Here is a 26,422-nt window from a genome sequence, read left to right as displayed (position 1 = left end):
GTTGTCCATCGAGATCGCCAACGAGTCGGGTGTCGAGGTCGACACCGACGCCGTGCTGGCCGTCGCCCGCCACGCCCTCGACGAGATGGGGGTCAACCCCCTCGCCGAGCTGTCCGTGCTGCTGGTCGACATCGACTACATGACCGAGCTCAACCACCGCTGGATGGGTGGTGACGGGCCGACCGACGTGCTCGCGTTCCCCATGGACGAGGGCAGCGTCGACCACGGACCGGGCGAGAGCGCCCCGGCCGGCGGTGAGCCCGCCCTGCTCGGCGACATCGTGCTCTGCCCCGAGGTGGCGGCCAAGCAGGCGGCCGCGGCCGGCCACTCCGCCGCCGACGAGCTGCACCTGCTCACGGTGCACGGTGTGCTGCACCTGCTCGGCTACGACCACGCCGAGCCGGAGGAGGAGCGGGAGATGTTCACGCTCCAGGCCCGACTGCTGTCCAGCTGGCGGTCGAGCCGGTCCCAGTGATGACCGTCCAGGCGTCCGCCGCCGGCGCCACCGCCGGCCTGCCGGACCTGCAACTGCTCGCGTTCGCCGCCGGGCTGGTGGTGCTGGCCGGGCTGATCGCGATGACCGAGGCGGCGCTCGCCGCGGTCTCGCCGGCCCGCGCCGCCGAACTCGCCCGGGACGGCGCCCGCGGGGCCAGGGCGCTGCAGGCCCTGGCCGGCGACGTCGTACGCCATCTCAACCTGCTCCTGCTGCTGCGGCTGCTCGCCGAACTGACCGCCACCACGCTGGTGGCGCTGGTCGCGGTGGACACCTTCGGCGCGGGCTGGCGGGCGGCGCTGGTCACCGCCGGCGCGATGACGGTGGTCAGCTTCGTGGTGGTCGGGGTGGCCCCGCGCACCCTCGGGCGGCAGCACGCCTATCCGGTGGGCCGCGCGGTGGCCCCGCTGGTCCGCTGGCTGGGCCGGGCGCTCAACCCGCTCGCCTCACTGCTGATCCTGATCGGCAACGCGGTCACCCCCGGTCGTGGTTTCCGGGAGGGCCCGTTCGCCACGCAGCTGGAGCTGCGGGAGCTGGTCGACCTGGCCGAGCAGCGCGGCGTGGTGGAGCACGGCGAGCGGCAGATGATCCACTCCGTCTTCGCCCTGGGTGACACGATCGCCCGCGAGGTGATGGTGCCGCGCACCGAGATGGTGTGGATCGAGGAGGGCAAGACGCTCTCCCAGGCGCTCGCGCTCTTCCTCCGCTCCGGTTTCTCCCGGATCCCGGTGATCGGTGAGAGCGTCGACGACGTGCTGGGCGTGCTCTACCTGAAGGACCTGATCCGGCGGGTCAACGGCGACGACGGCGCGGCGGAGCGGCTGTCGGTCGCCGAGCTGATGCGGCCGGCGACCTTCGTCCCGGAGTCGAAGCCGGTCGACGACCTGCTCTCCGAGATGCAGGCCGCCCGCAACCACCTGGTCATCGTCGTCGACGAATACGGTGGCACCGGCGGCCTCGTCACGATCGAGGACATCCTGGAGGAGATCGTCGGCGAAATCACCGACGAGTACGATGTCGAGCGCCCGCCGGTCGAACGCCTGGCGGACGGGTCGGTGCGGGTCACCGCCCGGCTCCCGGTCGAGGACCTGGGCGAGCTGTTCGACACCGAACTCCCCACCGACGAGGTGGAGACGGTCGGCGGTCTGCTCGCCCAGTCGTTGGGCCGGGTGCCGATCCCGGGGGCGCAGGTCGAGATGGCCGGCCTCCGGCTGATCGCCGAGGGCACCACCGGCCGGCGCAACCGGATCGACACGGTGCTCGTGAGCCGGGTCGAGCCGACCGACGAGCAGGAAGGTCCGGGGCGCGGCGAGTCCGCCGAGCCCCGCAACGATCAGAACCGAGCCGAGGAGAGGCAACCCGCCGATGCCTGAGTCGTCCGCCGTGCCCGCCGCCCGGCCCGCCCCGTCCGCGCCGGTCGAGCTGAGCGCCGAGGACGCCAAGCTGGTCGTCCTGGCCCGGGGAGCCCGCGCCCGCGTGGGTGCCGTGGAGGGCGCGGCCGTCCGCGACCAGGACGGTCGGACGTACGCGGCGGCGAGCGTGGCCCTGCCGTCGCTCGCGCTCACCGCGCTGCAGCTCGCGGTCGCCTCGGCGGTGGCCGCCGGCGCGAGCCGGTTGGAGGCCGCCGTGGTGGTCACCGAGGCGTCGACGCTCGACGGGGCGGGGCACGCCGCCGTCCGCGACCTCGCCGCCGACGCGCCGATCCACGTCGCCGCGCCGGACGGCACCGTCCTCGGCACGGTGGCCGAGTGAGCGGGCCGGTGGCGGGCCCGCAGGAGCGGCCCTACCGGGCCGGTTTCGCCTGCTTCGTGGGGCGGCCGAACGCGGGCAAGTCGACGCTCACCAACGCGATCATCGGTCAGAAGATCGCGATCACCTCGAACAAGCCGCAGACCACCCGGCACGTCATCCGGGCCGTGCTGCACCGCCCCGAGTCGCAGCTCGTGCTGGTCGACACGCCGGGCCTGCACCGCCCGCGTACGCTGCTCGGCGAGCGGCTCAACGACCTGGTCCGCGAGACGTGGAGCGAGGTCGACGTGATCGGTCTCTGCATCCCCGCGAACGAGCCGATCGGCCGGGGCGACCGGTTCATCACCGGCGAGTTGGCCAGCCTGAAGGCCACCGTGCTCGCCGTCGTCACCAAGACCGACCTCGTCGACCGGAAGCGGCTGGCCGAGCAGTTGCTGGCGGTCAGCGAGCTGGCCGAATTCGCCGACGTGGTGCCCGTCAGCGCGGTCTCCGGGCACCAGGTGGACACGCTCGTCGACGTGATGACCGGCTACCTGCCGGAGTCGCCGCAGCTCTATCCGGACGACATGCTCACCGACGACCCGGAGCAGGTCATGGTCGCCGAGCTGATCCGGGAGGCGGCCCTGGAGGGCGTCCGCGACGAGCTGCCGCACTCCATCGCGGTGGTGGTGGAGGAGATGATCCCCGAGGGTCAACTCCTCCGGATCTACGCCGACGTGTACGTCGAGCGACCCAGCCAGAAGGCGATCGTGATCGGTCACCGGGGAAGCCGGCTGAAGGAGGTCGGCACGACCGCCCGCCGGCAGATCGAGGAGTTGCTCGGCACGCGGATCTACCTCGACCTGCACGTTCGTGTCGCCAAGGACTGGCAGCGCGACCCGAAGCAGCTGCGCAAGCTCGGCTTCTGACGGTTTCGTAGGGGTTCGGCCGGCGACGTCCGTCGGCCGAACGGCTCGCTCCGGGTCCACTTCGGGCGTCCGGGCGTCGGGCGACGGGCATGGTCGTCATCGGTCGAAGGTATGGGGAGTCTCACTTCTGGTCGGGGCGCTGGCTGTTTGCCGGCGGTCCGGCGGAGGGTAGGAGACATTGGCGCCCGTGCCCCCGACACAGATGCAGGCTGATGCGAAACAGATACCTGGACCTGCTCCGCTTTCTGGCCATCGTCCGAGTCGTCGTCTACCACGTCACCGGCTGGGCCGCGCTGACCCTGGTCTTCCCGGCCATGTCGGTGATGTTCGCGCTGGCCGGTTCGCTGATGGCGGCATCGCTGGAGCGGTCCGGGCCCGCCGCGGTGGTCCGTCGGCTGCGTCGTCTCCTACCGTCGCTGTGGGTGCTGGCCGCGGTCTTCGTGCCGGCGATGCTGCTCAGCGGGCTCCCCCTCACCCCGCGCGTGCTGCTCTGGCTCTTCCCCGTCTCGGACCCGCCGGCCAACTACTGGGGAGCGTTGGCGCTCAGCGTGATCTGGTACCTGCGCGACTACCTCTGGTTCGTGCTCGCCTCACCGGTCGCGCTCTGGCTGTTCCGCCGGGCGCCGCTGCCCACCCTGCTCGCCCCGTACGCCCTGCTCGCGGCCATCGAGTCCGGGATCTGGGCGACCGCACCCGGGATCGCCCGGGAGTTCGGGCTCTACTTCGGCGCGTGGCTGCTCGGCTTCGCCCACCACGCGGGGATGCTGCGCCGGATGGCGAACCGGGTGCTGGTCCCGACGGCGGCGCTCCTCGCGGCGGCGGGCGGGGCGTGGATCGTCACCCACCCGGGACCGCGCGGGTACGACCTGAACGACATCCACCTCGGCAACGCGCTCTGGTCCGCCGCGTTCATCCTCGTCGTGCTCGGCCGCGGCCCGGCCGGCGCGGACTGGATCGCGCGCAGCGCCCTGTTCGACCGTGCGGTGACCGTCGTCAACCGGCGGGCGCTCACCATCTACCTGTGGCACATGCCGTTCGTCGTCGCGCTGACACCGCTCGTCGACGTCGTGGGCTGGTCCCACCAGGACCCGCTCGGGTTGGCCATCCGGGTGGTGCTCGTCTTCGCGCTCGTGGGCGTGGTGACGCTCGCGGTGGGCTGGGTCGAGGACGTGGCCGCCCGCCGGCGCCCCGAACTCATCCCGGGGAGCCGCCGGTCCGTGCCGGCCGGGGCGCCTCCGACCAGCCCACCGCCGGCCGGTGCCGCCGCGCGTCCGGTGCCCGTGGGTGCGGCCGTCGGCGGCGCCAACCCGCCCCCCGGCGGGAACTCGTCCGGTCCGTACGCCGGATCGGCCGGCGGCCCGGCGCGCGTGCCCGCCCCCCGCGCCCCCGCTGACGCGGACGCGGACGTCAACGCTGGGTGATCGTGACGTCGCCGCTGCCCGTGGTGACGTCGAGGACCAGGGTGGCGGCGGGGTCGTCGGCGACCCCGACGGTGACGTCGCCGGAGTCGGCGCTGGACCGCACCCGGTAGCGGCCGGCCGGGACGCTCAGGCTCACGTTGCCGCTGGACGCGTGCGCCCGGGCGGACACCGGCTGGTCCAGCTGCACGTCGACGTCCCCGGACTTCGCCTCCGCGTCGACCTGGCCGGTCAGCCGCCGGGCCGAGATGTTGCCCGAGGACGCCCGCAGGTTGAGCGACCCGGTGACCTCGGACACGTCGATGTCACCCGAGCCCGTCTCCACCCGGACCGGGCCACTGGCGCCGGTGAGGCGTACGTTGCCGGAGCCCAGCTGCATCTCCACCGCGCCCACCCGGCTCAGTTCGACGTCACCGGAGCCGGACTCGCCGCGAACGGCCACGCCCGCCGGGGCGATCACCTCGTAGGAGATGCTGCACCGCGAGCCGCACTCCGTGTCCAGCACCAGTTCCTCGCCCGTGATCCGGTACTTCGCCTCCGGCTGGGCGCCCTGGTAGCGCACCACCCGCTTGACCCGTACCTCCCCGGCCGGACCGGTCGCCCGGACCACCACGTCCCCCGCGCCGGGCAGCACGCGGATCGTGCTGATCCGGGCCGTCTCGGTGTCGGTGAAGTCCAGCCGGCGGTACGCCAGGTTGTCACACCCGGTGAGGACGATGAGAGCCGTGGCCGTGCCCAGCGCGACCGGTGCGACCCGGCGGCGCCTGCCCACGTCGCGGGCCGGGGCGTGCGGCAGGGCGCGGTCGGTGGTGGTGCGGAGCAGGGCCATGGCGAGCACGCTACGGCCGCCCCGGCACCCGGCGCATCGGGGTTCGTCCGGCCCGCCACCCCGAACGGACCCTGATTTCGTACCCCGAGGGAGAATGGCCTGATGGCCGGTTACCGCCGACAGCTCTACCGCGACGACGCGGTGGTGCTGCGCGTGCAGAAGCTCGGCGAGTCCGACCGGATCATCACGCTGCTCACCCGCCGGCACGGCCGGCTCCGCGCGGTCGCCCGGGGCGTCCGGCGCACCACCAGCAAGTTCGGCGCACGGCTGGAGCCGTTCGGGCACGTCGACCTCCAACTCGCCGGCGACCCCAAGGGCAACCAGGGCAGTTCGTTGCACACGGTGAGCCAGGTCGAGGGCATCGACCTCTACGGCAAACGGTTCCTCGGGGACTACCCGCGCTACACCGCCGCCAGCGCCATCGCCGAGACCGCCGAACGGCTCACCCCCGTCGAGCGCGAGCCGTCGCTGCGGCTGTTCCAACTCACCCTCGGCGCGCTGCGGGCGCTCGCCGACGGCAGCCACGCCACCACGCTGGTGCTCGACGCGTACCTGCTGCGCGGGATGGCGCTCGCCGGATGGGCGCCGGCCCTGGTCGCCTGCGCGGTCTGCGGCACGCCGGGGCGGCACCGGGCCTTCTCCATCCCCGCCGGGGGCGCGGTCTGCCCGGACTGCCGGCCCCCCGGCGCCGCCCATCCCGCGCCGGCGACCATCGACCTGATGTCCGCGCTCAGCACCGGTGACTGGCGGGTCGCCGACGCCACCGAGCCCGGGACCCGCCGCGAGTGCAGTGGGCTGGTGGCGGCGCACCTGCAATGGCATCTGGAACGCGCGCTACGCTCGCTGCCGCTGGTCGACCGGGGTGGCCCGACCCCCGGGGGCGACGGCGCGAACAGGGGGAGACAAGAATGATCCGTACGACCAGGTCCGCCCGCCGCGAGCCGGTGCCGCCGACACCGCACCCCTCCGGTGCCCGCCCGCCCGCACTGCCGTCCGAGGCGCTGCCCCGGCACGTCGCCGTGGTCATGGACGGCAACGGCCGCTGGGCCAAGGACCGCGGGCTGCCCCGCACCAAGGGGCACGAGGCGGGGGAGCACTCGCTCTTCGACACCATCGAGGGCGCCATCGAGATGGGCATCCCCTACCTGTCGGCGTACGCCTTCTCCACCGAGAACTGGCGGCGCTCCCCGGAGGAGGTCCGCTTCCTCATGGGCTTCAACCGCGACGTGATCCGCCGACGTCGTGACCAGCTCGTCGACCTCGGCGTACGGGTGGTCTGGTCCGGTCGGGCCGGCCGACTCTGGAAGAGCGTCATCTCGGAGCTGCAGACCGCCGAGGAGATGTCGCGCGGCAACTCGACGCTGACCCTGCAGTTCTGCGTCAACTACGGCGGCCAGGCGGAGATCGCCGACGCGGCCGCCGCGATCGCCCGGGACGTGGCGGCCGGCCGACTCGACCCGGACAAGGTCACCGAGAAGACCGTGTCGAAGTACCTCTACCACCCGGAGATCCCCGAGGTGGACCTCTTCCTGCGCCCCTCCGGCGAGCAGCGCACCTCCAACTTCCTGCTGTGGCAGACCGCGTACGCCGAGTTGGTCTTCCTCGACACGCTCTGGCCCGACTTCGACCGTCGGCACCTCTGGTACGCCTGCGAGCTGTACGCCCAGCGGGACCGGCGCTTCGGTGGCGCGCTGCCCAACCCGGTGGCGCCCCAGATCTGACCCTTCGGCGGGGGCCTGGCGTCGACGGAGGCTTATCCGGGCGTCACGCTGGGTATCACTCTCCCCAGGAGCCACTGACGGAGGTGAGACCCACATGATCCAGAAGCGCATCGCCCAGTGGGCGCTGATGGCGGTAGCCGTGCCGCTGGCGGCGGCCGGCGCACGCCGGCTCAGCCACGCGCTGGAGGCGCGTCGCGGCCCCTCCGGGGTGTCCCGCCTGCTCGCCAAGGGCGCCGACACCCTGCGCCCGCAGAAGGCCAAGCGCCGCCGGTTCTGGTAACGCCCCCGGCACCCCTCCTCCCAGGCGTGCCCCCATGATCGCGTCGATCATGCAGTTGTGGTGCCTCGCGAAAGCCGCGTATCGGTATCAGTCAGGCACCACAACTGCATGATCCACTCGGCGTCGGGGTGGGCCGGGGGGTGGGTGGGCCGGGGGGTGGGTGCGGGAATGGGGGATGGGTGGGGGTTTGCGCGAATAGGATTCTCGGTGGGGGCGTCGTGGGTGCGCGCTCGGCTCGGGGGTGGGGATGCGGGATCTCCGGTACAAGATGATGGTCGCGTTGAACGCCGCCGACCTGGACGACCCGATCAGCGAGCAGGTGGCCGAGATCTGCGCCGAGGTGGCCGAGCGGCACTGCGCCGAGCTCGGTCACGCTCCGCAGGTGCGCTCCGGCGAGATCGGCGAACTGGCCACCGGGGAGCCGGCGCTGACCTGGGCACCCGTCGAGCCCGACACCCAGCAGCGCGCCTGGTGAGCGCGGGCCGGTGAACGGCCGCCCGGCCTGGTGAGCGCGGGCCGGTGAAAGGCCCGCCGGTCTGGTGAGCGCGCGGGCCGGCGGGAAGCCCGCCGGCCCGACGGTCGAAGTGGGGCGAACGAGCGCCGGTCACGCCTCCACTTCGGAGCCGTCGCCCGCCCAGAGGGTGTGGAAGGTGCCCTCCCGGTCGACCCGGTGGTAGGTGTGGGCGCCGAAGTTGTCCCGCAGCCCCTGGATCAGCGCGGCGGGCAGTCGCTCGGCCCGCAAGGCGTCGAAGTAGGACAGCGACGAGGCGAACGCGGGGGTGGGCACCCCGGCGCGGGCCGCGTCCGCCACCACCCGGCGCCAGCTGGGCACGCCCGCGCCGACGGTGTCGGCGAACCACGGCGCGACCAGCAGCGTCGGCAGGTCGGGCTGCTCGTCGTACGCCTGACGGATCCGGTCCAGGAAGCGGGCCCGGATGATGCAGCCGCCCCGCCAGATGGTGGCGGTGCCGCCGAGGTCGATGTTCCAGTCGTACTCCTGGCTGCCGGCGCGGATGTGGTCGAAGCCCTGCGCGTACGCGACGATCTTCGACGCCAACAGCGCGCGGCGGACGTCCTCGACGAAGGCGTCCCGGTCGTCCACCTGCCACGTGCTCCCCGTGTCGGCGAACGCCCGACGGGCCGCCTCGCGCTGGTCGACGTGGCCGGACAGCGAGCGGGCGAAGGTCGCCTCGGCGATGCCGGTGATGGGGATGCCCAGGTCCAGCGCGCTCTGCACCGTCCACCGGCCGGTGCCCTTCTGCTCGGCCCGGTCCTGCACGACGTCGACGAACGGGCGGTCGGTGGCCGCGTCGGTGTGCGCCAGCACGTCCGCCGTGATCTCGATGAGGAAGGACTCCAGCTCGCCGCCGTTCCAGGTCCGGAAGATCTCCGCGATCTCCGCCGGCTCCGCGCCGAGACCGGCCCGGAGCAGGTCGTACGCCTCGGCGATGAGCTGCATGTCGGCGTACTCGATGCCGTTGTGCACCATCTTCACGAAGTGGCCGGCGCCGTCGGGGCCGATGTGCCGGCAGCAGGGCACGCCGTCCACCTGGGCGGCGATCTTCTCGAAGATCGGCCCGAGCTTCCGGTACGACTCCTCCGAGCCGCCCGGCATGATGCTCGGTCCGTGCAGCGCGCCCTCCTCGCCGCCGGAGACGCCGGTGCCGACGAAGTGCAGCCCGTGCTCGCGCAGGGCCTCCTCACGGCGGCGGGTGTCGGCGAAGTGCGCGTTGCCGCAGTCCACCACGATGTCACCCGGGTCGAGCAGCGGCACCAACTCGTCGATGACGGCGTCGGTGGGCGCGCCGGCCTTGACCATCACGATCACCGCGCGGGGGCGTTCCAACGAGGCGACGAACTCCGCCATCGACTCGCCGGGCACGAACCGCCCCTCGTCGCCGTGTTCGGCGACCAGGCTGCGGGTGCGCTCGGGAGAGCGGTTGTGCACCGCCACCGTGAACCCGTTGCGGGCCAGGTTGCGGGCCAGGTTGCGGCCCATCACCGCCAGGCCGGTGACCCCGATCTGTGCCGTCGACTGCTCCGCCATGCCTGCGCCACCTCTCGCTGTCGCTGTCCGCGATCTCGAACCTATCGCGGCGCCCGGCAGCGCGTGGCCGGGCGTCGACAGCCGGTCACCGGGCGGTCACCCCTCGGCGAGTCGCGCCTCCACCCGGGCCACCTTGCCGGTGAGCGCGTCGGCCACGCCGGGGCGTACGTCCGCCTTGAGGACGACGCTCACCCGCGGGGCCTGCGCGGCGACCGCGTCGACCGCCCGCTTCACGACCGCCATCACCTCGTCCCACTCGCCCTCGACGGTGGTGAACATGGCGTCGGTCCGGTTGGGCAGGCCGGACTCGCGGACCACCCGCACCGCCTCGGCGACCAGGTCGCCCACGGAGTCGCCGACGCCGAGCGGGGTGATCGAGAACGCGATCAGCATGGGCCGATCGTGTCAGGTAATTCGCGTGCGCGCCCGCCGGGCACCGGATAGCGTGCGGGTATGCGTAAGTGACGCCCCATCTTCCGAGCCGGCCCGCCCCCGTGTGCGCGGTCTGTGCGCTCCCGGGCGTCCCATTCCCACCTGCCGCCGAGGCGGCGGTGTCCGTCGTGGTCGATCCCGGGATCCGTCCCCGTCCGTCGTGACCGCGGCTGCCAGCCAGCCCGGTTCCCGCCCAACCGCGACCGTCCCCGGCCGCCGCGACCGTTGCGGTCGCGCCCGCCGGCCGGTTCGCCGAGAAGGAGGCCCGGATGCCCGCCAGACGTAACCCGAAGAAGATCCGTAGCCCGAAGACGTCGCCGAGCGTCGCGGCGCTGACGCCGCCCGACCTCGACCAGCTGGCCGTGACGCCGGTGTCGGCGCCACCGCTCGACGCCGCTGCGGCGGCCCGGCCGGTCGCGCCGAAGGCCGGCCCGCCGGTGGCCCATGGCCGGTCAGCCGGTGGGCGCGGTGGCCAGCGGTCCGCGCAGCCCCGCCGGTACGCGTTCCGGCGCAGCTGACCGGCCCCGGTGCGGTCCGCCGTCGGTTGGCGGACCGCACCCGCGGGTCAGCCGATCAGCGGGCGGAAGGTGCCGAGGAGGATGCTCGTGGTCAGGGCCGCCCCGGCGAGCGCCGTCGCGCCGGCCACGAGGAGGGCGTCGGCGGTGGTGAACCGCTGGCGCCGGGCCACCGTACGCGGGGTGCCGGCGTCGAAGCCGCGCGCGTCCATCGCCACGGCCAGCCGGGTGCCCCGCCGGATCGCGCCGACGAGCAGGGTGAACGCGGTCGAGACGAAGAGCCGCAGCTTCGCCAGCGGATTGCGGCCGGCCTCCACCCCGCGCGCCCGCCGGGCCATGCTGATCATCTGCCACTCCTGGCCGAGCAGCGGCAGCAACCGGAACGCCGCGAGCGCGCCGATGGCGAACCGGGCCGGCGCCTTCGCGTTCTGCACCAGGGCGTCGGCGAGGTCGGTCGGGTCGGTGGTGGCGAACACGATCACGCCGGGCAGCGCCACCGCGAACATCCGCAGCACCAGACCGAGCGCGGTCAGCAGCACCCCGGAGGTGACCACGGCGGGGCCGGCCTCGACCAGCACCCGGCCCGAGCGGTCGGCGGCGAAGAGCACCAGCGTGACCACGATGCCGACGGCGCTGACCAGCAGCGGCCAGGTGCGTCGGGCCAACGCCCGGTAGCGGACGCCGAAGAGCGGCAGCAACGCCAACTCGACCGCGATGGCGATCGCCGGCGCGACCGGGTCGAGCGTGGCGACCAGCACGAACGAGAACACCAGCGCCGCCGCCAGCTTGGCCACCGGGTTGCGCCGGGCCAGCGGCGCCCCGGGCACGGCGACCGGCTCGAGGCTGATCACGGTCGCTCCAGGGTGAGCCGCCGGTCGGCCAGCGCGGCGACGAACTCCGGGTCGTGGGTGACGGTGACCACCCCGTGGCCGGCGTCACGCAGCTCGGCGAAGAGGTCGACCAGCTCCCGCCAGGTCCGCCGGTCCTGACCGAAGGTCGGCTCGTCGCAGACGAGCAACCGGGGCGCGGTGGCCAGGGCGGTCGCCACGCTCAGCCGCCGCTTCTCGCCACCCGACAGGGTGTACGGGTTGGCCCGCGCCAGCGCACCCAGCCGCAGCCGGTCGAGCAACCCGTCCACTATGGAGCGGATCTCCGCCTCGGGGCGTCCGGTGCGGCGGGGCCCGAGCGCCAACTCGTCGAAGACGGTGCTCGTGACGAACTGGTGCTCCGGGTCCTGGAAGACGGAGCCGATCCGCCCGGCCAGGGCGGGGGCCCGCCAGCGGTGCGGGGGAGTACGCGCGTCCCGGCCGGCCAGCGTGGGACTCGCGGTCACCGTGCCGGTGCCCGGCCGCATCAGCCCGCCCAACAGCAGCGCCAGCGTGGATTTGCCGGCCCCATTCGGACCGAGCACGGCGAGCGCCTCGCCGGCGCGTACGGTCAGGTCGGTCGCGGCCAGCCGGGGCGGCAGACCGAGCCGTTCGGCGGTGACCAGCGGGTCGCCGGGGGTCGTGGCGGCGCGGCGGGGCGACACGGTCCGGCCGGGCACCCACACCCCTTCGGCGGCGAGCGCGTCACCGTGGACGCGGAAGACCTCGTCGGGGGCGCCGTCGGCGCGAACGCCGCCGCCCGGTTCGAGCACCACCACCCGCTCCACCAGGGGCAGGGCGTCGGCCACCCGGTGCTCGACCAGGATCAGCGTGGTGTCGGTGTCGAGCGCGCCGGCGACCGCCGAGCGGACCAGCGCGGCGCCGGCCGGGTCGAGGTTGGCGGTCGGCTCGTCGAGCAGCAGCAGGTGGGGGCGCAGGGCCAGGACGCCGGCCAGGGCGAGTCGCTGCTGCTCGCCCCCGGAGAGCGCCGCGGTAAGCCGGTCCCGGTCGTAGGGGAAGCCGACCCGGTGCAGCGCCTCGTCGACCCGGGGCCAGATCTCGGCGCTCGGTATGCCCCGGTTCTCCAACCCGAACGCGACGTCGTCGCCGCTGCGGGCCATGACCAGGTGGCTCTCCGGGTCCTGGAAGACGATGCCGACCCGCTCCCGCCCCTTGCGCGGGTCCAGCCCGTCGATCTCGATGCTGCCCTCCTGCTCGCCGGAGTCCTCGGGAAGCAGCCCGGCGAGGGCCGCGAGGAGGGTGCTCTTACCCGCGCCGGAGGGCCCGAGCAGCAGCACCCGCTCGCCGCTCTCGACGCGCAGGTCCAGGCCCCGGACCGCCCAGCGCTTTCGCCCGGCGTGCCGCCACCCGAACCCCCGCAGACTCACCGCCGCCACCAACTCACCCCCCTCAACATCCGCCCGCCCTCCGGGCCCCCATCCTGTCGATCATGAAGTTGGTGCACTTCGCGACGGTGTGTCGGAGCGACAACTTCATGATCAACGAGGGTCGGGGAGGGCGGCTCAGGTCAGATCGCGGCGCGTTCGCGGCCGGCGGGGAAGCGGTCCAGGACGCCGGTGTTGGCCAGCGCGCGGGTCAGGGCCCAGCCGCCGACGCCCGCCACCACGGTCGCGCTGACGACGGTGAGCAGCGCGTACGGGATGCGGTAGCTGGTCAGATCGGTCTCGACGTTCCAGTAGACGAAGTCGAAGATCGCGGCGCTCAGGCCGGTCAGCGCGCCGGCCAGCAGCGCGGTCGGCAGCCGGAACGAGCGGTAGCGGAAGGCCGCGAACGCCAGCTCGGCGCCGATGCCCTGCATGAGGCCCTGGAGGATGACGATGCTCGCCCACTGGCTGCCCAGCAGGGCGGAGAGGATCGCCGCCACCGTCTCGCAGTAGAGGGCCGCCCCCGGCTTGCGGATCACCAGGCCGCCGAGCACGGCCGGCACCAGCCAGACGCCATAGATCAGTGTCTGCGCGGGCGGGAAGAACGCGAAGGCCGCGTCGGTGGCGCTCCAGACCAGGCCCCAGGCCCAGAAGATGACGCCGAACGCGACCGCGATGACCGAGGCCACGACGATGTCGATCGTCCGCCAACGGTTCGTGGAGGTGGTGTCTGTCATGATCGCTCCCAGTTCAGGCGAGGAACCAGGAGAAGACGCACGCCGCGCCCGGTGGGACCGGACGGCGGCGCGGCTGGAGGTCGACCGAACTCCCTGCGCTGGCATTACCCAGATCAGGTTCGAGGGTCTGCGGGCGTGGCCCGCACTCTCAGCGCTGTGCGCTCCCCTGTCGGATGTGAAGTTGTTTCCGCAGACGCTAGCACCGTGGGCAGGGGCGGGGCGATGCCGCCCGACCTGGGTAGGCTGCCGATCATGCGCATCGACGCCCGGGGACTCACGTTCGACGTCCGCGCCGGTGGCCCGGAGGACGGGCCGGCCGTGCTCCTGCTGCACGGTTTCCCGCAGCACGCCGGGGAGTGGGACGACGTCGTGCCCGCCTTGCACGCCGCCGGCCTGCGCACGTACGCCCTCGACCAGCGCGGCTACTCGCCCGGCGCCCGACCGGCCGACGTGGCCGCCTACCGGGTGCCCGAGCTGGTGGCCGACACGACGGCGGTGCTCGACGCGCTCGGCGTCGACGCCGCGCACGTGGTCGGCCACGACTGGGGCGCCGTCGTCGCCTGGGGCCTCGCGGCGCAGCACCCGGCCCGGGTCCGCACGCTGACCGCGGTGTCCGTGCCCCACCCGGCCGCCTTCGTGTACGCCCTGAGCCACGACGTGCGGCAGAAGGCGCGCTCGTCGTACATGGCGCTGTTCCGCCAGCCCGGCGGCAAGGCGGAGAAGGTGCTGCTGGCGCTGAACGCCGTCGCGCTGCGGCGGATGCTCTCCGGTGTCGGCGACGCCACCCGGGTGGCCCGCTACGCCGACCCGATGCGGGCGCCGGGTGCCATGACCGGCGCGCTGAACTGGTACCGGGCGATGTCGGGGGCCGACCTGAAGGCGGTCGGTCCGGTGACCGTGCCCACCACGTACGTGTGGAGCGACCGGGACACCGCGATCGGCCGGACCGCCGCGCAGGCCTGCGCGGCCCACGTGCCGGGCGACTACCGCCTGGTCGAGTTGACAGGTGTGAGCCACTGGATCCCGGACGAGGCTCCGGCGGCGCTGGCCGAGGCGATCCTCGCCCGGGTGGGGACGGAGGAGTCATGACGCTGAGCGCCGAGAGTTACCTGGCGACGGTGACCGCGACGATGGACCGGGTCGCGGCGAGCCAGCGGGAGGCAGTCGGCCGGGCCGCCGACCTGATCGCCGACGCGATCCGTGCCGACGGGGTGGTGCACGCCTTCGGCACCGGGCACTCCGAGGCGCTGTCGATGGAGATCGCGGGGCGGGCCGGCGGGCTGGTGCCCACCAACCGGATCGCGCTGCGTGACCTGGTGCTGCTCGGCGGGGCGCCGGCCGACCTGCTCGGGCCGACGTTGGAGCGGGACCCCTCGGTCGCGCACCGCCTGTACGAGCTGGCGCCGATCCGACCGCAGGACGTCTTCGTGGTGGCCTCGAACTCCGGCGTGAACGGGGCGATCGTCGAGTTCGCGGCCCTGGTGAAGGAGCGCGGCCACGGGCTCGTGGCGATCACCTCCGCGCAGCACTCCGGACGGATGACGTCCCGCCACCCGTCCGGGCGGAAGCTGACCGACTTCGCCGACGTGGTGCTGGACAACGGCGCCCCGTACGGCGACGCGACGCTGCCGCTGCCGGGCGGCGGCGCGGTCGGCGCGGTCTCCTCCATCACGGCGGCGCTGCTCGCGCAGCAGATCACGGTCGAGGTGGTGGCGCGCCTGCTGGACGCGGGGGAGCAGCCCCCGGTCTACCTGTCGGCCAACATCTCCGGCGGCGACGAGCACAACCACGCGCTGGAGGCCCGGTACGCGGGCCGCATCCGCCGCGGTTCCTGACGGGATGACGCCTCCTCGCCCGGCCTGATCCATCGATCAGGTGGCGCCGACGGGCCCGGTCGTGAGCTGGTTTCGCGGATCTCCCGATCGGGCATTGGCGTGCTGCCGGCGGCCGGGACCCGCCGGCAGTAGCGCCGGACCGGAGGTAGCGCGTGTCGAAGGAAACCGAGAAGCAACGCTGGCAGCGCAACTTCGCGGACCTGCTCCAGGAGCTGCGGGTGGCGCAGACCGGCGTGCAGATCCTCTTCGCGTTCCTGCTGACCCTGCCGTTCAGCAACGGCTTCACCAGGACCAGCGACTTCCAGAAGGACGTCTACATCGTCGCGCTGCTCGCCGCGGCGTCCGCCACCGCGCTGATCATCTCGCCGGTGGCGTTCCACCGGGCGCTGTTCCGTCAGGGCCGCAAGCCGGAGCTGGTCCGCTTCGCGCACCGGATGGCCACCGGCGGCCTGGCGTTCATGCTGATCTCGATGGTCAGCGCGGTGCTGCTGATCACCGACTTCGTGCTCGACCGTCCGATCGCCTTCCTGCTCAGCGCGCTGACCGGGCTCTGGTTCCTCACCTTCTGGGCGGCGCTGCCGTTCGCCCGGCGTAACTGGGGCGACGACGACATCGACGACGAGGACGACAGCCCACGGGTGGCGAACGACTGACCGCCGATCGGCGAAACTCGATCATCACGGAACGCTACCCCTGGGTAACACCCGGGGGTAGCGTTGCGGGTGTCGAGCACGTTGACGCAGCGGACCGAGGTTCGAGGGGGCAGCCGTGACCACGACGCAGAACAGCCGACCCGCGCCGGGCGAGTCCGGCGACGGCCCGGAGCGACCCGACACCAGCGGTGGCGCCGCCGCCCCGCTGCCCACGGAGGCGGGCCAGGTCTCCGAGAAGGAGGCCCGCCAGGTCGCCGAGGCCGCCCGTCAGTCCACCTGGGACCGTCCGAGCTTCGGCAAGGAGCTCTTCCTCGGCCGGTTCCGGCTCGACCTGATCGACCCGTGGCCGCGTTCCGATCCGGCGGAGGACGCCCGGGCCGAGGAGTTCCTCGACCGGCTGCGGGTCTTCCTCACCACTGAGGTCGACGGCGTCGCGATCGAGCGGGACGCGCACATCCCCGACGAGGTGTTCCACGGTCTGGCCCGGCTCGGCGCGTTCGGCATGAAGATCGACCGCTCCCACGGCGGCCTCGGGCTGAGCAACCTCCAATACTGCCGGGCGCTGATGCTGGCCGGCTCGATCAGCCCGGCCATCGGCGCGCTGCTCTCCGCACACCAGTCCATCGGCGTGCCGCAGCCGCTGAAGATGTTCGGCACCGCCGAGCAGAAGCAGCGGTTCCTGCCCCGGCTCGCCGCCGGCGAGGTGTCGGCGTTCCTGCTCACCGAGCCCGACGTCGGCTCCGACCCGGCCCGGCTGGGCACCACCGCCGAGCCGACCGAGGACGGCACCGGCTACCGGCTCAACGGGGTGAAGCTCTGGGCCACCAACGGCACCGTGGCGACGCTGCTGGTGGTGATGGCCCGGGTGCCGGCCGCCGAGGGGCGGCGTGGCGGGATCACCGCGTTCGTCGTCGAGGGCGACGCCGAGGGCATCACCGTCGAGCGGCGCAACTCGTTCCTCGGCCTGCGCGGCCTGGAGAACAGCGTCACCCGGTTCCACGACGTCTTCGTGCCGTCCGAGAACGTCATCGGTGGCGAGGGCAAGGGTCTGAAGATCGCGCTGACCACCCTGAACACCGGCCGGCTGTCGCTGCCCGCGATGTGCGTGGGCGCCGGCAAGTGGTCGCTCAACGTGGCCCGGGAGTGGGCGGCCGACCGCGTGCAGTGGGGCCGGGCGGTCGGCGAGCACGAGGCGGTCGCCCAGAAGCTCTCCTTCATCGCCGCGACCACCTACGGCATGGAGACGATGCTCGACCTCTGCTGCCTGCTCGCCGACGACGACCGCAACGACATCCGCATCGAGGCGGCTCTGGTCAAGCTCTACGCGAGCGAGATGGCCTGGCGGATCGCCGACGACCTCATCCAGATCCGGGGTGGCCGTGGCTACGAGACCGCGGAGTCGTTGACCGCTCGCGGCGAACGCCCCGCCGCCGTCGAGCAGATGCTGCGTGACCTGCGGATCAACCGGATCTTCGAGGGCTCGACGGAGATCATGCACCTGCTGATCGCCCGCGAGGCCGTCGACGCCCACCTGTCCGTCGCGGGCGACATCATCGACCCGGACGCCGGTCTCGGCCGCAAGGCCAGGGCGGGCGCCCGCGCCGGGGCGTTCTACGCGAGGTGGCTGCCGACCCTCGCCGTCGGCCGCGGCCAGGCACCCGGGTCGTACGGGGAGTTCGGCCGGCTCGCCGGCCACCTGCGGGTGGTGGAGCGCTCGTCGCGCAAACTGGCCCGGTCGACGTTCTACGCCATGTCCCGCTGGCAGGGAAAGATGGAACGCAAGCAGGCTTTCCTGGGCCGGGTCGTGGACATCGGCGCGGAGCTGTTCGCGATGGCCGCGGTCTGCGTCCGGGCGCACGCCGAGCGGGACACCCGGCCGGAGAACGTCGAGTTGGCCGACGTGTTCTGCCGCCAGGCCCGGGTCCGGGTCGACGCGCTCTTCACCGCGCTGTGGGACAACACCGACTCGGTGGACGTGGCCGCCGCCAAGCGCATCCTGGCCGGCCGCTACGCCGCCCTGGAGGACGGCGTCGTCCTGCCGCCCGCCGACGCACCCTGGGTGGCCGCCTGGACGCCCGGCCCGTCGACCACCCCCGACGTCCGCCGCCGGATCCCGCCACCGCAGTGACGCTCCGGTGCCCATCGGCGGGAGCCGGCGCGCCGCGCGGCCCCCGGCGGTTCAGCGTGCGATCGCCCAGGCCAGGATCGCCGCGAGGATCAGCCCGTTGAGCGCCGCCAGGCCCAGGTAGGCCGCGGGCGGGATCTTGCGACCCTTGCGGACGAAGCTGACCAGGACGGCGGCGTAGCCGAGCAGCAGTGCGGCGATGACGAGCAGGAAGTAGAACACCCGAAGACCTTAGCGGCCGTCGCGCAGGCCGAGGCGGCGCAGCTCCAGGGAGGCGAGCGCGTCGACCGTCGCGTCGTCGCCCCGACGCCACGCCTCGGCCACGTCCGGGGCGATCCGCGTCAGCCGGCCCAGCGGCTGGGTGGCGAGGGCGCGCAGGGCGAGCAGGTCCCGGCCGGCGGGCGCGGCGGCCAGCTTCGCGGCCGACCCGGCGCGACGCATCCAGCGCAGCCGCAGCGGCAGCCACCCGACGAGCACCAGGCCGAGTGGGAAGACCAGCACCGCGATGGCGAGGGCGAGGGCCAGCTGGTCGACCAGGTGCTGCTGGTCGCGTCCGGCCTCGGCGAGGGCGCGGGCCGCGTCGGCCGCGCGTTCGAACGGCGCGGTCAGCTCGTCACCTACCAGCGGCACCCGGCCGACCTTGCCGCCGGCCTCGGCGAGGTTGTCGGCGAGACCGCCGCCGGCCCCTTCCAGCTTCTGCCCGGGTACGGCGAGCTTCTGGACCAGATCGTGCAGCCACAGCGCGAAGCGGATCGCCGCGTACACCCAGGCGACGACGAGCAGGTCGGTGAGGAACTGACGGACGGCGGTCGGGAAGCGATCGGCGTAGATTTTCACGCCGGACAGCGTGCCACGGATGGCCGTCCCCGGCATCCGCCCCGCGCCCCGGCGGGAAGCCGTGCGGTCGGGGCGTCAGTGGACGCAGGACCGGCAGGTGCCGAAGATCTCCAGGGTGTGGCTCACGTCGGCGTAGCCGTGCTGGTCGGCGACCCGTTCGGCCCAGGACTCCACCGCCGGCCCGGCCACCTCCACCGTCCGCCCGCAGGCCCGGCAGACCAGGTGGTGGTGGTGTCCCTCGCTGCACCGGCGGTAGAGGTGCTCGCCGCCCGGCGGGCGCATCACGTCGATCTCGCCGGCGTCGGCCAACCCCTGCAGCGTCCGGTAGACCGTGGTCAGACCGACCCGCTCGCCGCGCGCGCGGAGCATCGCGTGCAGGTCCTGCGCGCTGTGGAAACCCTCGACCTCACCCAGCAGGGCGCTGACCGCGCTGCGCTGGCGGGTGTTGCGGACGGCGGCACCGCTGTCACTCACCATGTGCCACCTCCGACCGGTCGCAGAATCATGAACCCTCCCCGGCGTGACTCACCGCGTCCGCCACGATGTGCGCGACGTGCTCGTCGACCAGGCTGTACGCGATCTCCCTACCGCGGCGCGAGCCCCGCACCACGCCGGCACCCCGCAGCACCCGCAGGTGCTGCGACACCAGCGGCTGCGCCACGGCGAGCTTCTCCACCAACTCGTGGACGCACCGCTCGCCGCCGGCGAGTTCGCTGACGATCGCCAGCCGGATGGGCGCCGACAGGGCACGCAACAGCTCGCTGGCACCCTCGAAGCCGTCGTAGCCGGATCCGCCGCTCACGCTGTAACGGTAACCAATACCGCGGGCCGCGCGACGATCAGCATCACTGGAGCACGACCTCGTGCGGCTCGGGCGCCGGGACCGGGGCCGGTGCGGCGCGCCGGCGCAGCAGCCGCCACGCCGCGGCGGCCAGCGCGACCACCAGGAACGAGGCGATCGCCATCAGCACCACCGACGCGCCGGGCGCGGTGTCGGCGGTGGCCGCCACCCAGACCCCCGACCCGGCGGCGAACAGTCCGAGCGCCATGGCGGCCGTCATGGTGGTGAGGAAGCCGCGGGCGACCTGCTGGGCGGCGGCGACCGGCACCACCATCAGCGCGCTGATCAGCAGGACGCCGACCGCGCGCATGGCGATGGTCACGGTGACCGCGGTGGTCACCGCGATCAGCATGTTCAGCGTCCGCACCGGCAGGCCGGAGACGCGGGCGTACTCCTCGTCGTGGGAGACCGCGAACAGCGCCGGGCGCAACGCGAGCATGAGCACCAGGATCGCCACGCCGAGGATCACGATGGTGGTCAGGTCGGGCGTCGAGATGGTGATGAGCGACCCGAACAGGTACGAGACGAGGTTCGCCGGGGTGCTGTCGGAGAGCCCGACCAGCATCACGCCGCCGGCGATGCCGCCGTAGAAGAGCAACGCCAGCGCGAGGTCTCCCGACGTACGCCCGCGGGCGCGGACCACCTCGATGGCGATCGCGCCGAGGCTGGCCACGATCACCGCCACGAGCACCGGGGACCGGTTGAGCAGCAGGCCGGCGCCGACGCCGGTCAGCGCCACGTGCCCGATCCCGTCGCCGATCAGGGCCAGCCGACGCTGCACCAGGTAGATCCCGAGCGCCGGGGCGGCCAGGCCGATGATCAGCGCGGCGATCAGGGCGCGCTGCATGTAGGGGTACTGGAAGAGTTCCATGTCAGTTGCTCCAGAGCCCGACGGGCTCGTCGGGACAGTGCGGGTGCACGTGGTCGTGGCCGGGCTCGGCGTGGTGGCCGGCGGGATCCGGCACCGGGCCGTCATGGCAGATCCCACCGGCGTGGACGACCACCGCCCGGCTGATCAGCGGGCGCAGCGGCCCAAGTTCGTGGGCCACCAGCAGCACCGTCCCGCCGCCGGCGACGAAGTCGCGCAGCGCGCCGGCGAAGGCGTCCTGGCTGGTGGCGTCGACCCCCGCGGTGGGCTCGTCGAGGACCAGCAGCTCCGGCTGGCCGGCCAGGGCCCGGGCGATCAGGGTGCGCTGCTGCTGCCCGCCGGAGAGGGTGGCGACCGGGTCACCGGCGCGGTCGGCGAGGCCCACCGCGCGCAGGGCCGTGTCGACGGCCACCCGGTCGGCGGCGCCGGACGGGCGGAGGATGCCCCGTCGGGCGAGGCGGCCGGAGGCCACCACCTCCCGGACGGTGGCCGGGACGCCGCCGCCCGCGCCCAGCCGCTGCGGGACGTACCCGATGCGCTCCCACTGCCGGAACCGACGCTGCGGGCGGCCGAAGAGGGTGACCGAGCCGGCGGTCAGCGGTACCAGGCCGAGCACCGCCCGGATCAGGGTCGACTTGCCGGAGCCGTTGGCGCCGAGGACCGCGACCACCTCACCGGCGGTCACGGTCAGCGAGACGTCCCGGAGCACGGGGCGGCCGTCATAGCCGACCGCTCCGTGCTCGACCTGGATGACGGGTTCGGTCATGAGCAGTCCAAGGCTGTCCGCAGGGTCTGGAGGTTGCCGCGCATCGCCGAGAGGTAGTCGCCGTCGGCCGGCCCGCCCTCGATCGGGTCGAGCACGGCGGTCTTCGCGCCGACCTCGGCCGCGATGGTCTCGGCGACCTTCGGGCTGACCAGGGTCTCGAAGAAGATCGTGGTGGCCTTGTGCTCGCGTGCCTCCTGGGCGACCGCGGCCAGCCGCTGCGGCGAGGGCTCGGTCTCCGGGGCGAGACCGGTGATGCCCACCTGCTCCAGGTGGTAGCGCTCGGCCAGGTAGCCGAACGCGGTGTGGCTGGTCACGATCTCCCGCCGCGCGCAGGTCTTGAGCCCGGCGGTGAAGTCGGCGTCCAGCTGCTCCAGGTCGGCGTGCAATGTCTTCGCCCGTGCCGCGTAGTCGGCGGCCCGGTCCGGGTCGGCCTTGCCCAGCCGTTCGGCGAGGCGGTCGGCGACGGTGGCGAGGCGGGTCGGGTCGAGCCAGAGGTGCGGGTCCTTGCCGCCGCTCTCCGCGTGGTCGTCGGCCGCCTCCTCGCCCTCGTGCTCGTGGCCGCCGGCGGCGGCGTCCCGCAGCGGCTGGACGGTCGTGACGTCGAACGCCCGCTCGGTGGCGTTCTGGTCGACGGCCTCGTCGACGGCGGGCTGGAAGCCCTTGAGGTAGACGATCAGCTCGGCCTCGGTGATCTGGCCGACCTGGCCCGGGTTGAGCTCCAGGTCGTGCGGCTCAGCGCCCGGCTTGACGAGGTTGGTCACCCGGACGGCGTCACCGCCGACCCGCTCGGCGATGAACTGGAGCGGGTAGAAGGCGGCCACCACGTCGACCCGCTGCGGGTCGGCGCCGGCCGGGCCGTCGGTGGAGCAGGCGGCAGCACCGCCGAGGGTGAGCAGGGTGGCGGTGGCCGCGGCCAGGACGCGCGAAGTGGAGCACTTGTTCATGTTCTCAACTGTCCGCGGGAACGATAATGATTGTCAAAAACGCATGATTGCATGTCAGAGCAGCTTCACCAAGGCGACGGCCACCAAGAGGGTCAGCATCACAAGCCGAAGCAGCCGGGTCTGTGGCGCCTGCACCCGCCAGGTCGTCGCCAGCAGCGCGATCAGGGCGGCGGCCAGCGCCAGCAGCAGCGCCCCGCCGACCGGGCCGGGCGCGAACAGGGCGATCAGCACCAGCACCAGGGTGATCAGGAACACCGCGGTCGGGTTGGCCCGGGCCAACCGGACAAGCAGGGGGTTCTGCGTACGCTGCATCCCACAGACTCTACGAGGAGGCACCGGTGCTGGTGACCAACCGGTTCGTGGTCGAGGTCGATGTCGCGGACGACTTCACGGAGCGGGCGCACGCCGCCCTCACCGCGCTCGCCGCCTGCCCCGGCTACCTCCGCGGCCAACTGGTCCGGGCACTCGACGACCCGCGGCACTGGAGCCTGGTCACCGAGTGGGAGTCCGTGGGCGCCTACCGCCGGGCGCTCGGCGGCTTCGAAGTCAAGGTCAGCGCCGTCCCGCTGCTCGCCCAGTCGGTCGACGAGCCGTCCGCGTACGAGGCGCTGGCCAGCGCCGCGCCGGGCGGGGCGGTCGTGGTGACCGCGAGTGATCGGGCCGCTGGTCCTTACCGCTGAGCCCGCGGGCACTACCCTGCTCGTATGACCGCTCCCGGACCGGCGGCCCCACCGCCGCACCCCGCGCCGCCCGGGCACGACGGCGGGCAGCCGCCCGGCGTACCGGCTCCGCCGCCCGGGCCGCCGGCCCCCCCGCCGGGCCCCGGGGTGGCGCCACCGTTCGCCGCCCCACCCACCGAGGGCCGTCGGGCCCGACTGTGGCTGGCCCTCGGGGTCGGCGCGCTCGCCCTGGTGCTCTGCTTCGGCGGGGGTGGCGCCGCGGTCGTCGGCCTCGCCGTCAGTGGCGTGCAGGCGGTCCGGGAGCAGGGCCGCACGGTCTCCACCGACTACTACCAGGCGCTCGTGGACCGGAAGTTCGGCGCGGCGTACGACCAGCTCTGCGACGACGCCAAGCGCGGCGAGTCGCGGGCGGAGTTCGAGCGGCGGGTCGCCGCGGAGCCGCAGGTCGCCACGTTCCGCGTCGGTGAGGTCGACACCACCAACCTCACCGTCCCCGTCGACGTGACCCTGGAGGGCGGGCGGCGCGAGCGGCAGCAGGTCATCCTCGGCCAGGACCAGCAGACCGGCGGCATGGAGGTGTGCGGGGTCAACTGACCCGCCCCCCGGTATTCTGCTGGGCCCGGGGCCCGACGGGTCGTACCGTGGTCCCGAACTGATCCATTCGTCCCTGTCCGGTCCCCAGCGACCAACCGCGTCCCCGCCGGCCGCCAGCCGGCGTAGGAGGAAACATGCCAGCCGACCGTATCGACGCCATCGTCAGCCTCGCCAAGCGCCGAGGCTTCGTCTTTCCCTCCAGCGAGATCTACGGGGGCACCCGGTCGGCGTGGGACTACGGTCCGCTCGGCGTGGAGCTGAAGGAGAACGTCCGCCGGCAGTGGTGGAAGGCCATGGTCCAGCAGCGCGACGACGTCGTCGGCCTGGACTCGGCGGTCATCCTGGCCCGCCAGGTCTGGGAGGCGTCCGGCCACATCGCCGAGTTCGTCGACCCGCTGACCGAGTGCCAGTTCTGCCACAAGCGTTACCGCGCCGACCACCTGGAAGAGGCGTACGCCGAGAAGCACGGCAAGCCGCTGACATCGCTCTCCGAGCTGAACTGCCCCAACTGCGGGAACAAGGGCACCTTCACCGAGCCGAAGATGTTCAACGGCCTGATGAAGACCTACCTGGGCCCGGTGGAGAGCGACGAGGGTCTGCACTACCTGCGGCCGGAGACCGCCCAGGGCATCTTCGTCAACTACAAGAACGTCGAGACCGTCGCCCGCAAGAAGCCGCCGTTCGGCATCGCGCAGACCGGCAAGTCGTTCCGCAACGAGATCACCCCGGGCAACTTCATCTTCCGTACGCGTGAGTTCGAGCAGATGGAGATGGAGTTCTTCGTCGAGCCGGGCGCCGACGAGCAGTGGCACGAGTACTGGCTCCAGGAGCGCTGGAACTGGTACCTCGACCTGGGCCTCTCTCGGGACAACCTGCGCTTCTACGAGCACCCGAAGGAGAAGCTCTCCCACTACTCGAAGCGCACGGTCGACATCGAGTACCGCTTCCAGTTCGGCGGCACCGAGTTCGCCGAGCTGGAGGGCGTCGCCAACCGGACCGACTTCGACCTGTCCACGCACAGCAAGCACTCCGGCGTCGACCTGTCGTACTTCGACCAGACCAAGGGCGAGCGCTGGACGCCGTACGTCATCGAGCCGGCCGCCGGCCTCACCCGGGCCGTGCTCGCGTTCCTCCTCGAGGCGTACGACGAGGATGAGGCGCCGAACACCAAGGGCGGCGTGGACAAGCGGACGGTCATGCGCTTCGACCCGCGGCTGGCGCCGGTGAAGGTCGCGGTCCTGCCGCTGTCGCGCAACGAGGCGCTCTCCCCGAAGGCCAAGGAGTTGGCGGCCACGCTGCGCAAGCGCTGGGTGGTGGAGTTCGACGACTCCCAGGCGATCGGCCGCCGCTACCGCCGGCAGGACGAGATCGGCACGCCGTTCTGCGTCACCGTCGACTTCGACACCCTCGACGACAACGCCGTGACCGTCCGCAACCGGGACACCATGGCCCAGGAGCGGGTCTCCCTGGACCAGGTCGAGCGCTACCTGATCGAGCGCCTGCCCGGCTGCTGAGCACCGCGTCGAGGGCCCCGACCACCGCCGGTCGGGGCCCTCGACGCGTTCAGACCGGGGTGTAGACGGCCAGCGTCAGTCCGGGGGCCGCTCCCGGCTCACCGTCGTCCGACCGTGAGCCGGCACCCTCCGTACACTTGTCCGGTGACCGCCGCGACCCTGCCCGCCCTGCGCCCGCTCACCCTCGGCCCGCACCAGGTCTGGCCGCCGGTGGTGCTCGCGCCGATGGCCGGGATCACCAACGTCGGTTTCCGGCAGCTCTGCCGGGAGCAGGGCGGCGGCATCTACGTCTGCGAGATGATCACCACCGTCGCGCTGGTCGAGCGGAACCCGAAGACGCTGCGGATGATCGCCTTCGGCGAGGACGAGAAGCCGCGCAGCCTCCAGCTCTACGGCACCGACCCGGAGACCACCGCCGCCGCCGTGCGGATCGTCGTCGAACGGAACCTCGCCGACCACATCGACCTGAACTTCGGCTGCCCGGTCCCGAAGGTCACCCGGCGTGGCGGCGGGGCGGCCCTGCCGTGGCGGCGCCGGCTCTTCGCCCGGCTGGTGCGGGCCGCGGTGGACGCCGCCTCACCCGCCGGCGTGCCGGTCACCGTCAAGATGCGCAAGGGCATCGACGACGACCACCTGACGTACGTCGAGGCCGGGCTCGCCGCCCAGGACGCCGGCGTCGCCGCCGTCGCCCTGCACGGGCGTACGGCCGCGCAGCGCTACTCGGGCACCGCCGACTGGGACGCGATCGCCACCCTCAAGCAGGCGCTGGACGTGCCGGTGCTCGGCAACGGCGACATCTGGGAGGCCGACGACGCGCTGCGGATGGTCGCGCACACCGGCGTCGACGGGGTCGTGATCGGGCGTGGCTGCCTCGGGCGGCCGTGGCTCTTCGCCGACCTGGAGGCCGCCTTCAACGGCCGCCCCGAGCGCCGGCTGCCCAGCCTCGGGGAGGTCGCCGCCACCATGCGCCGGCACGCTGAGCTGCTGGTCGACCAGTTCACCGTCGGCTCGCGTACGCCGGAGCGGGGCGAGCGGGACGGCTGCACCGACTTCCGCAAGCACGTCGCCTGGTACCTCAAGGGCTTCCCGGTCGGCAGCGAACTCCGCCGGGAACTGGCGATGATCGAGAGCCTGGCCCAGCTGGACGACCTGCTCGGCAAGCTCGACGGGGCCGAGCCGTTCCCGGTCGCCACCCTGGGCCAGCCGCGAGGCCGTACCAACTCGCCCGGCAAGGTCTTCCTGCCCGACGGTTGGCTCGCCAGCCGCGACGACGACACGGTCCCCGAGGGCGCCGAGCTGGCCGACTCCGGCGGCTGACGCTCTCGCCGGTCGCCGGTCGCCGGTCGCCGGTCGCGGGTTGCTGGCTGCTCGTCGCGGGTCGCCCG

Annotated in this window: 32 protein-coding genes and 1 riboswitch; of the genes, 18 read left to right on the top strand and 14 right to left on the bottom strand. The window is 73.2% G+C overall.

The genetic code is table 11. The features are described 5' to 3' along the window. The first annotated feature begins 1 nt into the window (after nucleotide 1). From ybeY to ACIBTV_RS22865, 5 genes are all read left to right on the top strand, one after another. Nucleotides 2-475, top strand: a complete 474-nt coding sequence (gene ybeY, locus ACIBTV_RS22885) for an rRNA maturation RNase YbeY (RefSeq protein ID WP_396707859.1) — start codon at nucleotides 2-4, stop codon at nucleotides 473-475. After that, nucleotides 451-1,866, top strand: coding sequence for a hemolysin family protein (locus ACIBTV_RS22880; protein ID WP_396707972.1), 1,416 nt, complete (start codon nucleotides 451-453; stop codon nucleotides 1,864-1,866). The genes ybeY and ACIBTV_RS22880 overlap by 25 nt, the downstream gene beginning before the upstream one ends. Next, nucleotides 1,859-2,245: a cytidine deaminase gene (locus tag ACIBTV_RS22875; RefSeq protein ID WP_396707857.1), complete on the top strand. Its 387-nt coding sequence runs from the start codon at nucleotides 1,859-1,861 to the stop codon at nucleotides 2,243-2,245. The genes ACIBTV_RS22880 and ACIBTV_RS22875 overlap by 8 nt, the downstream gene beginning before the upstream one ends. 8 nt (nucleotides 2,246-2,253) lie before the next feature. Beyond that, nucleotides 2,254-3,150 (top strand): GTPase Era, encoded by an 897-nt coding sequence (gene era / locus ACIBTV_RS22870; protein WP_396707971.1) that lies wholly within the window; start codon nucleotides 2,254-2,256, stop codon nucleotides 3,148-3,150. A gap of 212 nt (nucleotides 3,151-3,362) precedes the next feature. After that, complete coding sequence (locus ACIBTV_RS22865; RefSeq protein WP_396707855.1) at nucleotides 3,363-4,571, top strand: acyltransferase; 1,209 nt, start codon at nucleotides 3,363-3,365, stop codon at nucleotides 4,569-4,571. Here the strand turns inward: ACIBTV_RS22865 and ACIBTV_RS22860 are convergent. Further along, nucleotides 4,558-5,397, bottom strand: a complete 840-nt coding sequence (locus ACIBTV_RS22860; protein WP_396707853.1) for a DUF4097 family beta strand repeat-containing protein — start codon at nucleotides 5,395-5,397, stop codon at nucleotides 4,558-4,560. The genes ACIBTV_RS22865 and ACIBTV_RS22860 overlap by 14 nt on opposite strands. A 102-nt stretch (nucleotides 5,398-5,499) precedes the next feature. Here ACIBTV_RS22860 and recO point away from each other — a divergent pair, with 102 nt between their 5' ends. From recO to ACIBTV_RS22840, 4 genes are all read left to right on the top strand, one after another. Continuing rightward, nucleotides 5,500-6,309, top strand: coding sequence for a DNA repair protein RecO (gene recO, locus ACIBTV_RS22855; protein ID WP_396707851.1), 810 nt, complete (start codon nucleotides 5,500-5,502; stop codon nucleotides 6,307-6,309). After that, nucleotides 6,306-7,118, top strand: a complete 813-nt coding sequence (locus ACIBTV_RS22850; protein WP_396707850.1) for an isoprenyl transferase — start codon at nucleotides 6,306-6,308, stop codon at nucleotides 7,116-7,118. The genes recO and ACIBTV_RS22850 overlap by 4 nt, the downstream gene beginning before the upstream one ends. A gap of 94 nt (nucleotides 7,119-7,212) precedes the next feature. Further along, complete coding sequence (locus ACIBTV_RS22845; protein ID WP_396707848.1) at nucleotides 7,213-7,398, top strand: hypothetical protein; 186 nt, start codon at nucleotides 7,213-7,215, stop codon at nucleotides 7,396-7,398. A 247-nt stretch (nucleotides 7,399-7,645) separates the two neighbouring features. After that, nucleotides 7,646-7,873 carry a thioredoxin reductase gene (locus ACIBTV_RS22840; protein ID WP_396707847.1) on the top strand — a complete coding sequence of 76 codons (228 nt, stop codon included), beginning with the start codon at nucleotides 7,646-7,648 and terminating at the stop codon, nucleotides 7,871-7,873. Nucleotides 7,874-8,002: 129 nt separating this feature from the next. Here ACIBTV_RS22840 and gndA read toward each other — a convergent pair whose 3' ends face one another. Beyond that, a complete protein-coding gene (gene gndA / locus ACIBTV_RS22835) occupies nucleotides 8,003-9,445 on the bottom strand; it encodes an NADP-dependent phosphogluconate dehydrogenase (protein WP_396707845.1) in 1,443 nt (480 codons plus the stop codon). A gap of 96 nt (nucleotides 9,446-9,541) precedes the next feature. After that, nucleotides 9,542-9,838, bottom strand: coding sequence for an MTH1187 family thiamine-binding protein (locus ACIBTV_RS22830; RefSeq protein ID WP_396707843.1), 297 nt, complete (start codon nucleotides 9,836-9,838; stop codon nucleotides 9,542-9,544). 308 nt (nucleotides 9,839-10,146) lie between these two features. Between ACIBTV_RS22830 and ACIBTV_RS22825 the strand changes: the two genes are divergently transcribed. Next, nucleotides 10,147-10,395 carry a hypothetical protein gene (locus tag ACIBTV_RS22825; protein WP_396707841.1) on the top strand — a complete coding sequence of 83 codons (249 nt, stop codon included), beginning with the start codon at nucleotides 10,147-10,149 and terminating at the stop codon, nucleotides 10,393-10,395. Between the two features lie 47 nt (nucleotides 10,396-10,442). Here ACIBTV_RS22825 and ACIBTV_RS22820 read toward each other — a convergent pair whose 3' ends face one another. The 3 genes from ACIBTV_RS22820 to ACIBTV_RS22810 form a co-directional block, all read right to left on the bottom strand. Then, nucleotides 10,443-11,243: an energy-coupling factor transporter transmembrane component T family protein gene (locus ACIBTV_RS22820; RefSeq protein ID WP_396707840.1), complete on the bottom strand. Its 801-nt coding sequence runs from the start codon at nucleotides 11,241-11,243 to the stop codon at nucleotides 10,443-10,445. Next, nucleotides 11,240-12,655, bottom strand: coding sequence for an ABC transporter ATP-binding protein (locus ACIBTV_RS22815; protein ID WP_396707838.1), 1,416 nt, complete (start codon nucleotides 12,653-12,655; stop codon nucleotides 11,240-11,242). The genes ACIBTV_RS22820 and ACIBTV_RS22815 overlap by 4 nt, the downstream gene beginning before the upstream one ends. 131 nt (nucleotides 12,656-12,786) lie before the next feature. Further along, nucleotides 12,787-13,380, bottom strand: coding sequence for an ECF transporter S component (locus tag ACIBTV_RS22810; RefSeq protein ID WP_091596010.1), 594 nt, complete (start codon nucleotides 13,378-13,380; stop codon nucleotides 12,787-12,789). A 72-nt stretch (nucleotides 13,381-13,452) separates the two neighbouring features. Further along, a riboswitch (TPP riboswitch) is annotated at nucleotides 13,453-13,558 on the bottom strand. Nucleotides 13,559-13,632: 74 nt separating this feature from the next. On the opposite strand from ACIBTV_RS22810, the gene ACIBTV_RS22805 reads away from it, so the two are divergent. From ACIBTV_RS22805 to ACIBTV_RS22790, 4 genes are all read left to right on the top strand, one after another. Next, nucleotides 13,633-14,469 (top strand): alpha/beta fold hydrolase, encoded by an 837-nt coding sequence (locus ACIBTV_RS22805; RefSeq protein WP_396707836.1) that lies wholly within the window; start codon nucleotides 13,633-13,635, stop codon nucleotides 14,467-14,469. Continuing rightward, nucleotides 14,466-15,215 (top strand): sugar isomerase domain-containing protein, encoded by a 750-nt coding sequence (locus ACIBTV_RS22800; RefSeq protein WP_396707834.1) that lies wholly within the window; start codon nucleotides 14,466-14,468, stop codon nucleotides 15,213-15,215. Before ACIBTV_RS22805 ends, ACIBTV_RS22800 begins: the two co-directional genes overlap by 4 nt. Nucleotides 15,216-15,367: 152 nt before the next feature. Continuing rightward, the gene (locus ACIBTV_RS22795) at nucleotides 15,368-15,868 is read left to right on the top strand and encodes a DUF6328 family protein (protein ID WP_396707832.1); all 501 of its coding nucleotides are present in this window, start codon (nucleotides 15,368-15,370) and stop codon (nucleotides 15,866-15,868) included. Between the two features lie 115 nt (nucleotides 15,869-15,983). Then, nucleotides 15,984-17,996 (top strand): acyl-CoA dehydrogenase family protein, encoded by a 2,013-nt coding sequence (locus ACIBTV_RS22790; protein WP_396707830.1) that lies wholly within the window; start codon nucleotides 15,984-15,986, stop codon nucleotides 17,994-17,996. Between the two features lie 51 nt (nucleotides 17,997-18,047). On the opposite strand, the gene ACIBTV_RS22785 is transcribed toward ACIBTV_RS22790, so the two are convergent. The 8 genes from ACIBTV_RS22785 to ACIBTV_RS22750 all read right to left on the bottom strand — a co-directional run bounded on the left by ACIBTV_RS22785 (nucleotide 18,048) and on the right by ACIBTV_RS22750 (nucleotide 22,561). Then, nucleotides 18,048-18,215 (bottom strand): hypothetical protein, encoded by a 168-nt coding sequence (locus tag ACIBTV_RS22785; RefSeq protein WP_396707828.1) that lies wholly within the window; start codon nucleotides 18,213-18,215, stop codon nucleotides 18,048-18,050. A 9-nt stretch (nucleotides 18,216-18,224) separates the two neighbouring features. Further along, complete coding sequence (locus tag ACIBTV_RS22780) at nucleotides 18,225-18,830, bottom strand: hypothetical protein (RefSeq protein WP_396707826.1); 606 nt, start codon at nucleotides 18,828-18,830, stop codon at nucleotides 18,225-18,227. 75 nt (nucleotides 18,831-18,905) lie between these two features. Continuing rightward, the gene (locus ACIBTV_RS22775) at nucleotides 18,906-19,307 is read right to left on the bottom strand and encodes a Fur family transcriptional regulator (protein WP_396707824.1); all 402 of its coding nucleotides are present in this window, start codon (nucleotides 19,305-19,307) and stop codon (nucleotides 18,906-18,908) included. A gap of 25 nt (nucleotides 19,308-19,332) precedes the next feature. Continuing rightward, complete coding sequence (locus ACIBTV_RS22770; RefSeq protein WP_091596021.1) at nucleotides 19,333-19,632, bottom strand: helix-turn-helix transcriptional regulator; 300 nt, start codon at nucleotides 19,630-19,632, stop codon at nucleotides 19,333-19,335. 43 nt (nucleotides 19,633-19,675) lie between these two features. Beyond that, nucleotides 19,676-20,542: a metal ABC transporter permease gene (locus ACIBTV_RS22765; RefSeq protein ID WP_396707822.1), complete on the bottom strand. Its 867-nt coding sequence runs from the start codon at nucleotides 20,540-20,542 to the stop codon at nucleotides 19,676-19,678. 1 nt (nucleotide 20,543) lies between these two features. Beyond that, nucleotides 20,544-21,305 (bottom strand): metal ABC transporter ATP-binding protein, encoded by a 762-nt coding sequence (locus tag ACIBTV_RS22760; protein WP_396707820.1) that lies wholly within the window; start codon nucleotides 21,303-21,305, stop codon nucleotides 20,544-20,546. Beyond that, nucleotides 21,302-22,249 carry a metal ABC transporter substrate-binding protein gene (locus tag ACIBTV_RS22755; protein WP_396707818.1) on the bottom strand — a complete coding sequence of 316 codons (948 nt, stop codon included), beginning with the start codon at nucleotides 22,247-22,249 and terminating at the stop codon, nucleotides 21,302-21,304. The genes ACIBTV_RS22760 and ACIBTV_RS22755 overlap by 4 nt, the downstream gene beginning before the upstream one ends. 54 nt (nucleotides 22,250-22,303) lie before the next feature. Continuing rightward, on the bottom strand, nucleotides 22,304-22,561 hold the full coding sequence (locus tag ACIBTV_RS22750; RefSeq protein WP_396707817.1) for a hypothetical protein: 258 nt from the start codon (nucleotides 22,559-22,561) through the stop codon (nucleotides 22,304-22,306). A gap of 26 nt (nucleotides 22,562-22,587) precedes the next feature. Between ACIBTV_RS22750 and ACIBTV_RS22745 the strand changes: the two genes are divergently transcribed. The 4 genes from ACIBTV_RS22745 (at nucleotide 22,588) to dusB (ending at nucleotide 26,354) form a co-directional block, all read left to right on the top strand. Then, entirely contained in the window at nucleotides 22,588-22,929 is a 342-nt protein-coding gene (locus tag ACIBTV_RS22745) for an antibiotic biosynthesis monooxygenase family protein (RefSeq protein ID WP_396707816.1), read from the top strand. 24 nt (nucleotides 22,930-22,953) lie between these two features. Then, entirely contained in the window at nucleotides 22,954-23,523 is a 570-nt protein-coding gene (locus tag ACIBTV_RS22740) for a hypothetical protein (RefSeq protein WP_396707815.1), read from the top strand. A gap of 134 nt (nucleotides 23,524-23,657) precedes the next feature. Then, nucleotides 23,658-25,037 (top strand): glycine--tRNA ligase, encoded by a 1,380-nt coding sequence (locus ACIBTV_RS22735; protein WP_396707813.1) that lies wholly within the window; start codon nucleotides 23,658-23,660, stop codon nucleotides 25,035-25,037. A gap of 144 nt (nucleotides 25,038-25,181) precedes the next feature. After that, the gene (gene dusB / locus ACIBTV_RS22730) at nucleotides 25,182-26,354 is read left to right on the top strand and encodes a tRNA dihydrouridine synthase DusB (protein WP_396707811.1); all 1,173 of its coding nucleotides are present in this window, start codon (nucleotides 25,182-25,184) and stop codon (nucleotides 26,352-26,354) included. The last annotated feature ends 68 nt before the right edge of the window (nucleotides 26,355-26,422 follow it).

Source organism: Micromonospora sp. NPDC049366 (assembly GCF_044466625.1).
Lineage (GTDB): Bacteria > Actinomycetota > Actinomycetes > Mycobacteriales > Micromonosporaceae > Micromonospora.
Note: the sequence above shows the minus strand (reverse complement) of the source record. Positions and strands in the feature narration are given on the sequence as shown.

Bases quoted from the DNA above. Each gene is read 5' to 3' on its own strand.
- ACIBTV_RS22875 (WP_396707857.1), top strand. From the start codon at position 1,859: ATGCCTGAGTCGTCCGCCGTGCCCGCCGCCCGGCCCGCCCCGTCCGCG.
- ACIBTV_RS22865 (WP_396707855.1), top strand. From the start codon at position 3,363: ATGCGAAACAGATACCTGGACCTGCTCCGCTTTCTGGCCATCGTCCGA.
- ACIBTV_RS22860 (WP_396707853.1), bottom strand. From the start codon at position 5,397: ATGGCCCTGCTCCGCACCACCACCGACCGCGCCCTGCCGCACGCCCCG.
- recO (WP_396707851.1), top strand. From the start codon at position 5,500: ATGGCCGGTTACCGCCGACAGCTCTACCGCGACGACGCGGTGGTGCTG.
- ACIBTV_RS22850 (WP_396707850.1), top strand. From the start codon at position 6,306: ATGATCCGTACGACCAGGTCCGCCCGCCGCGAGCCGGTGCCGCCGACA.
- ACIBTV_RS22845 (WP_396707848.1), top strand. From the start codon at position 7,213: ATGATCCAGAAGCGCATCGCCCAGTGGGCGCTGATGGCGGTAGCCGTG.
- ACIBTV_RS22840 (WP_396707847.1), top strand. From the start codon at position 7,646: ATGCGGGATCTCCGGTACAAGATGATGGTCGCGTTGAACGCCGCCGAC.
- gndA (WP_396707845.1), bottom strand. From the start codon at position 9,445: ATGGCGGAGCAGTCGACGGCACAGATCGGGGTCACCGGCCTGGCGGTG.
- ACIBTV_RS22830 (WP_396707843.1), bottom strand. From the start codon at position 9,838: ATGCTGATCGCGTTCTCGATCACCCCGCTCGGCGTCGGCGACTCCGTG.
- ACIBTV_RS22825 (WP_396707841.1), top strand. From the start codon at position 10,147: ATGCCCGCCAGACGTAACCCGAAGAAGATCCGTAGCCCGAAGACGTCG.
- ACIBTV_RS22810 (WP_091596010.1), bottom strand. From the start codon at position 13,380: ATGACAGACACCACCTCCACGAACCGTTGGCGGACGATCGACATCGTC.
- ACIBTV_RS22805 (WP_396707836.1), top strand. From the start codon at position 13,633: ATGCGCATCGACGCCCGGGGACTCACGTTCGACGTCCGCGCCGGTGGC.
- ACIBTV_RS22800 (WP_396707834.1), top strand. From the start codon at position 14,466: ATGACGCTGAGCGCCGAGAGTTACCTGGCGACGGTGACCGCGACGATG.
- ACIBTV_RS22775 (WP_396707824.1), bottom strand. From the start codon at position 19,307: ATGGTGAGTGACAGCGGTGCCGCCGTCCGCAACACCCGCCAGCGCAGC.
- ACIBTV_RS22765 (WP_396707822.1), bottom strand. From the start codon at position 20,542: ATGGAACTCTTCCAGTACCCCTACATGCAGCGCGCCCTGATCGCCGCG.
- ACIBTV_RS22760 (WP_396707820.1), bottom strand. From the start codon at position 21,305: ATGACCGAACCCGTCATCCAGGTCGAGCACGGAGCGGTCGGCTATGAC.
- ACIBTV_RS22755 (WP_396707818.1), bottom strand. From the start codon at position 22,249: ATGAACAAGTGCTCCACTTCGCGCGTCCTGGCCGCGGCCACCGCCACC.
- ACIBTV_RS22750 (WP_396707817.1), bottom strand. From the start codon at position 22,561: ATGCAGCGTACGCAGAACCCCCTGCTTGTCCGGTTGGCCCGGGCCAAC.
- ACIBTV_RS22740 (WP_396707815.1), top strand. From the start codon at position 22,954: ATGACCGCTCCCGGACCGGCGGCCCCACCGCCGCACCCCGCGCCGCCC.
- ACIBTV_RS22735 (WP_396707813.1), top strand. From the start codon at position 23,658: ATGCCAGCCGACCGTATCGACGCCATCGTCAGCCTCGCCAAGCGCCGA.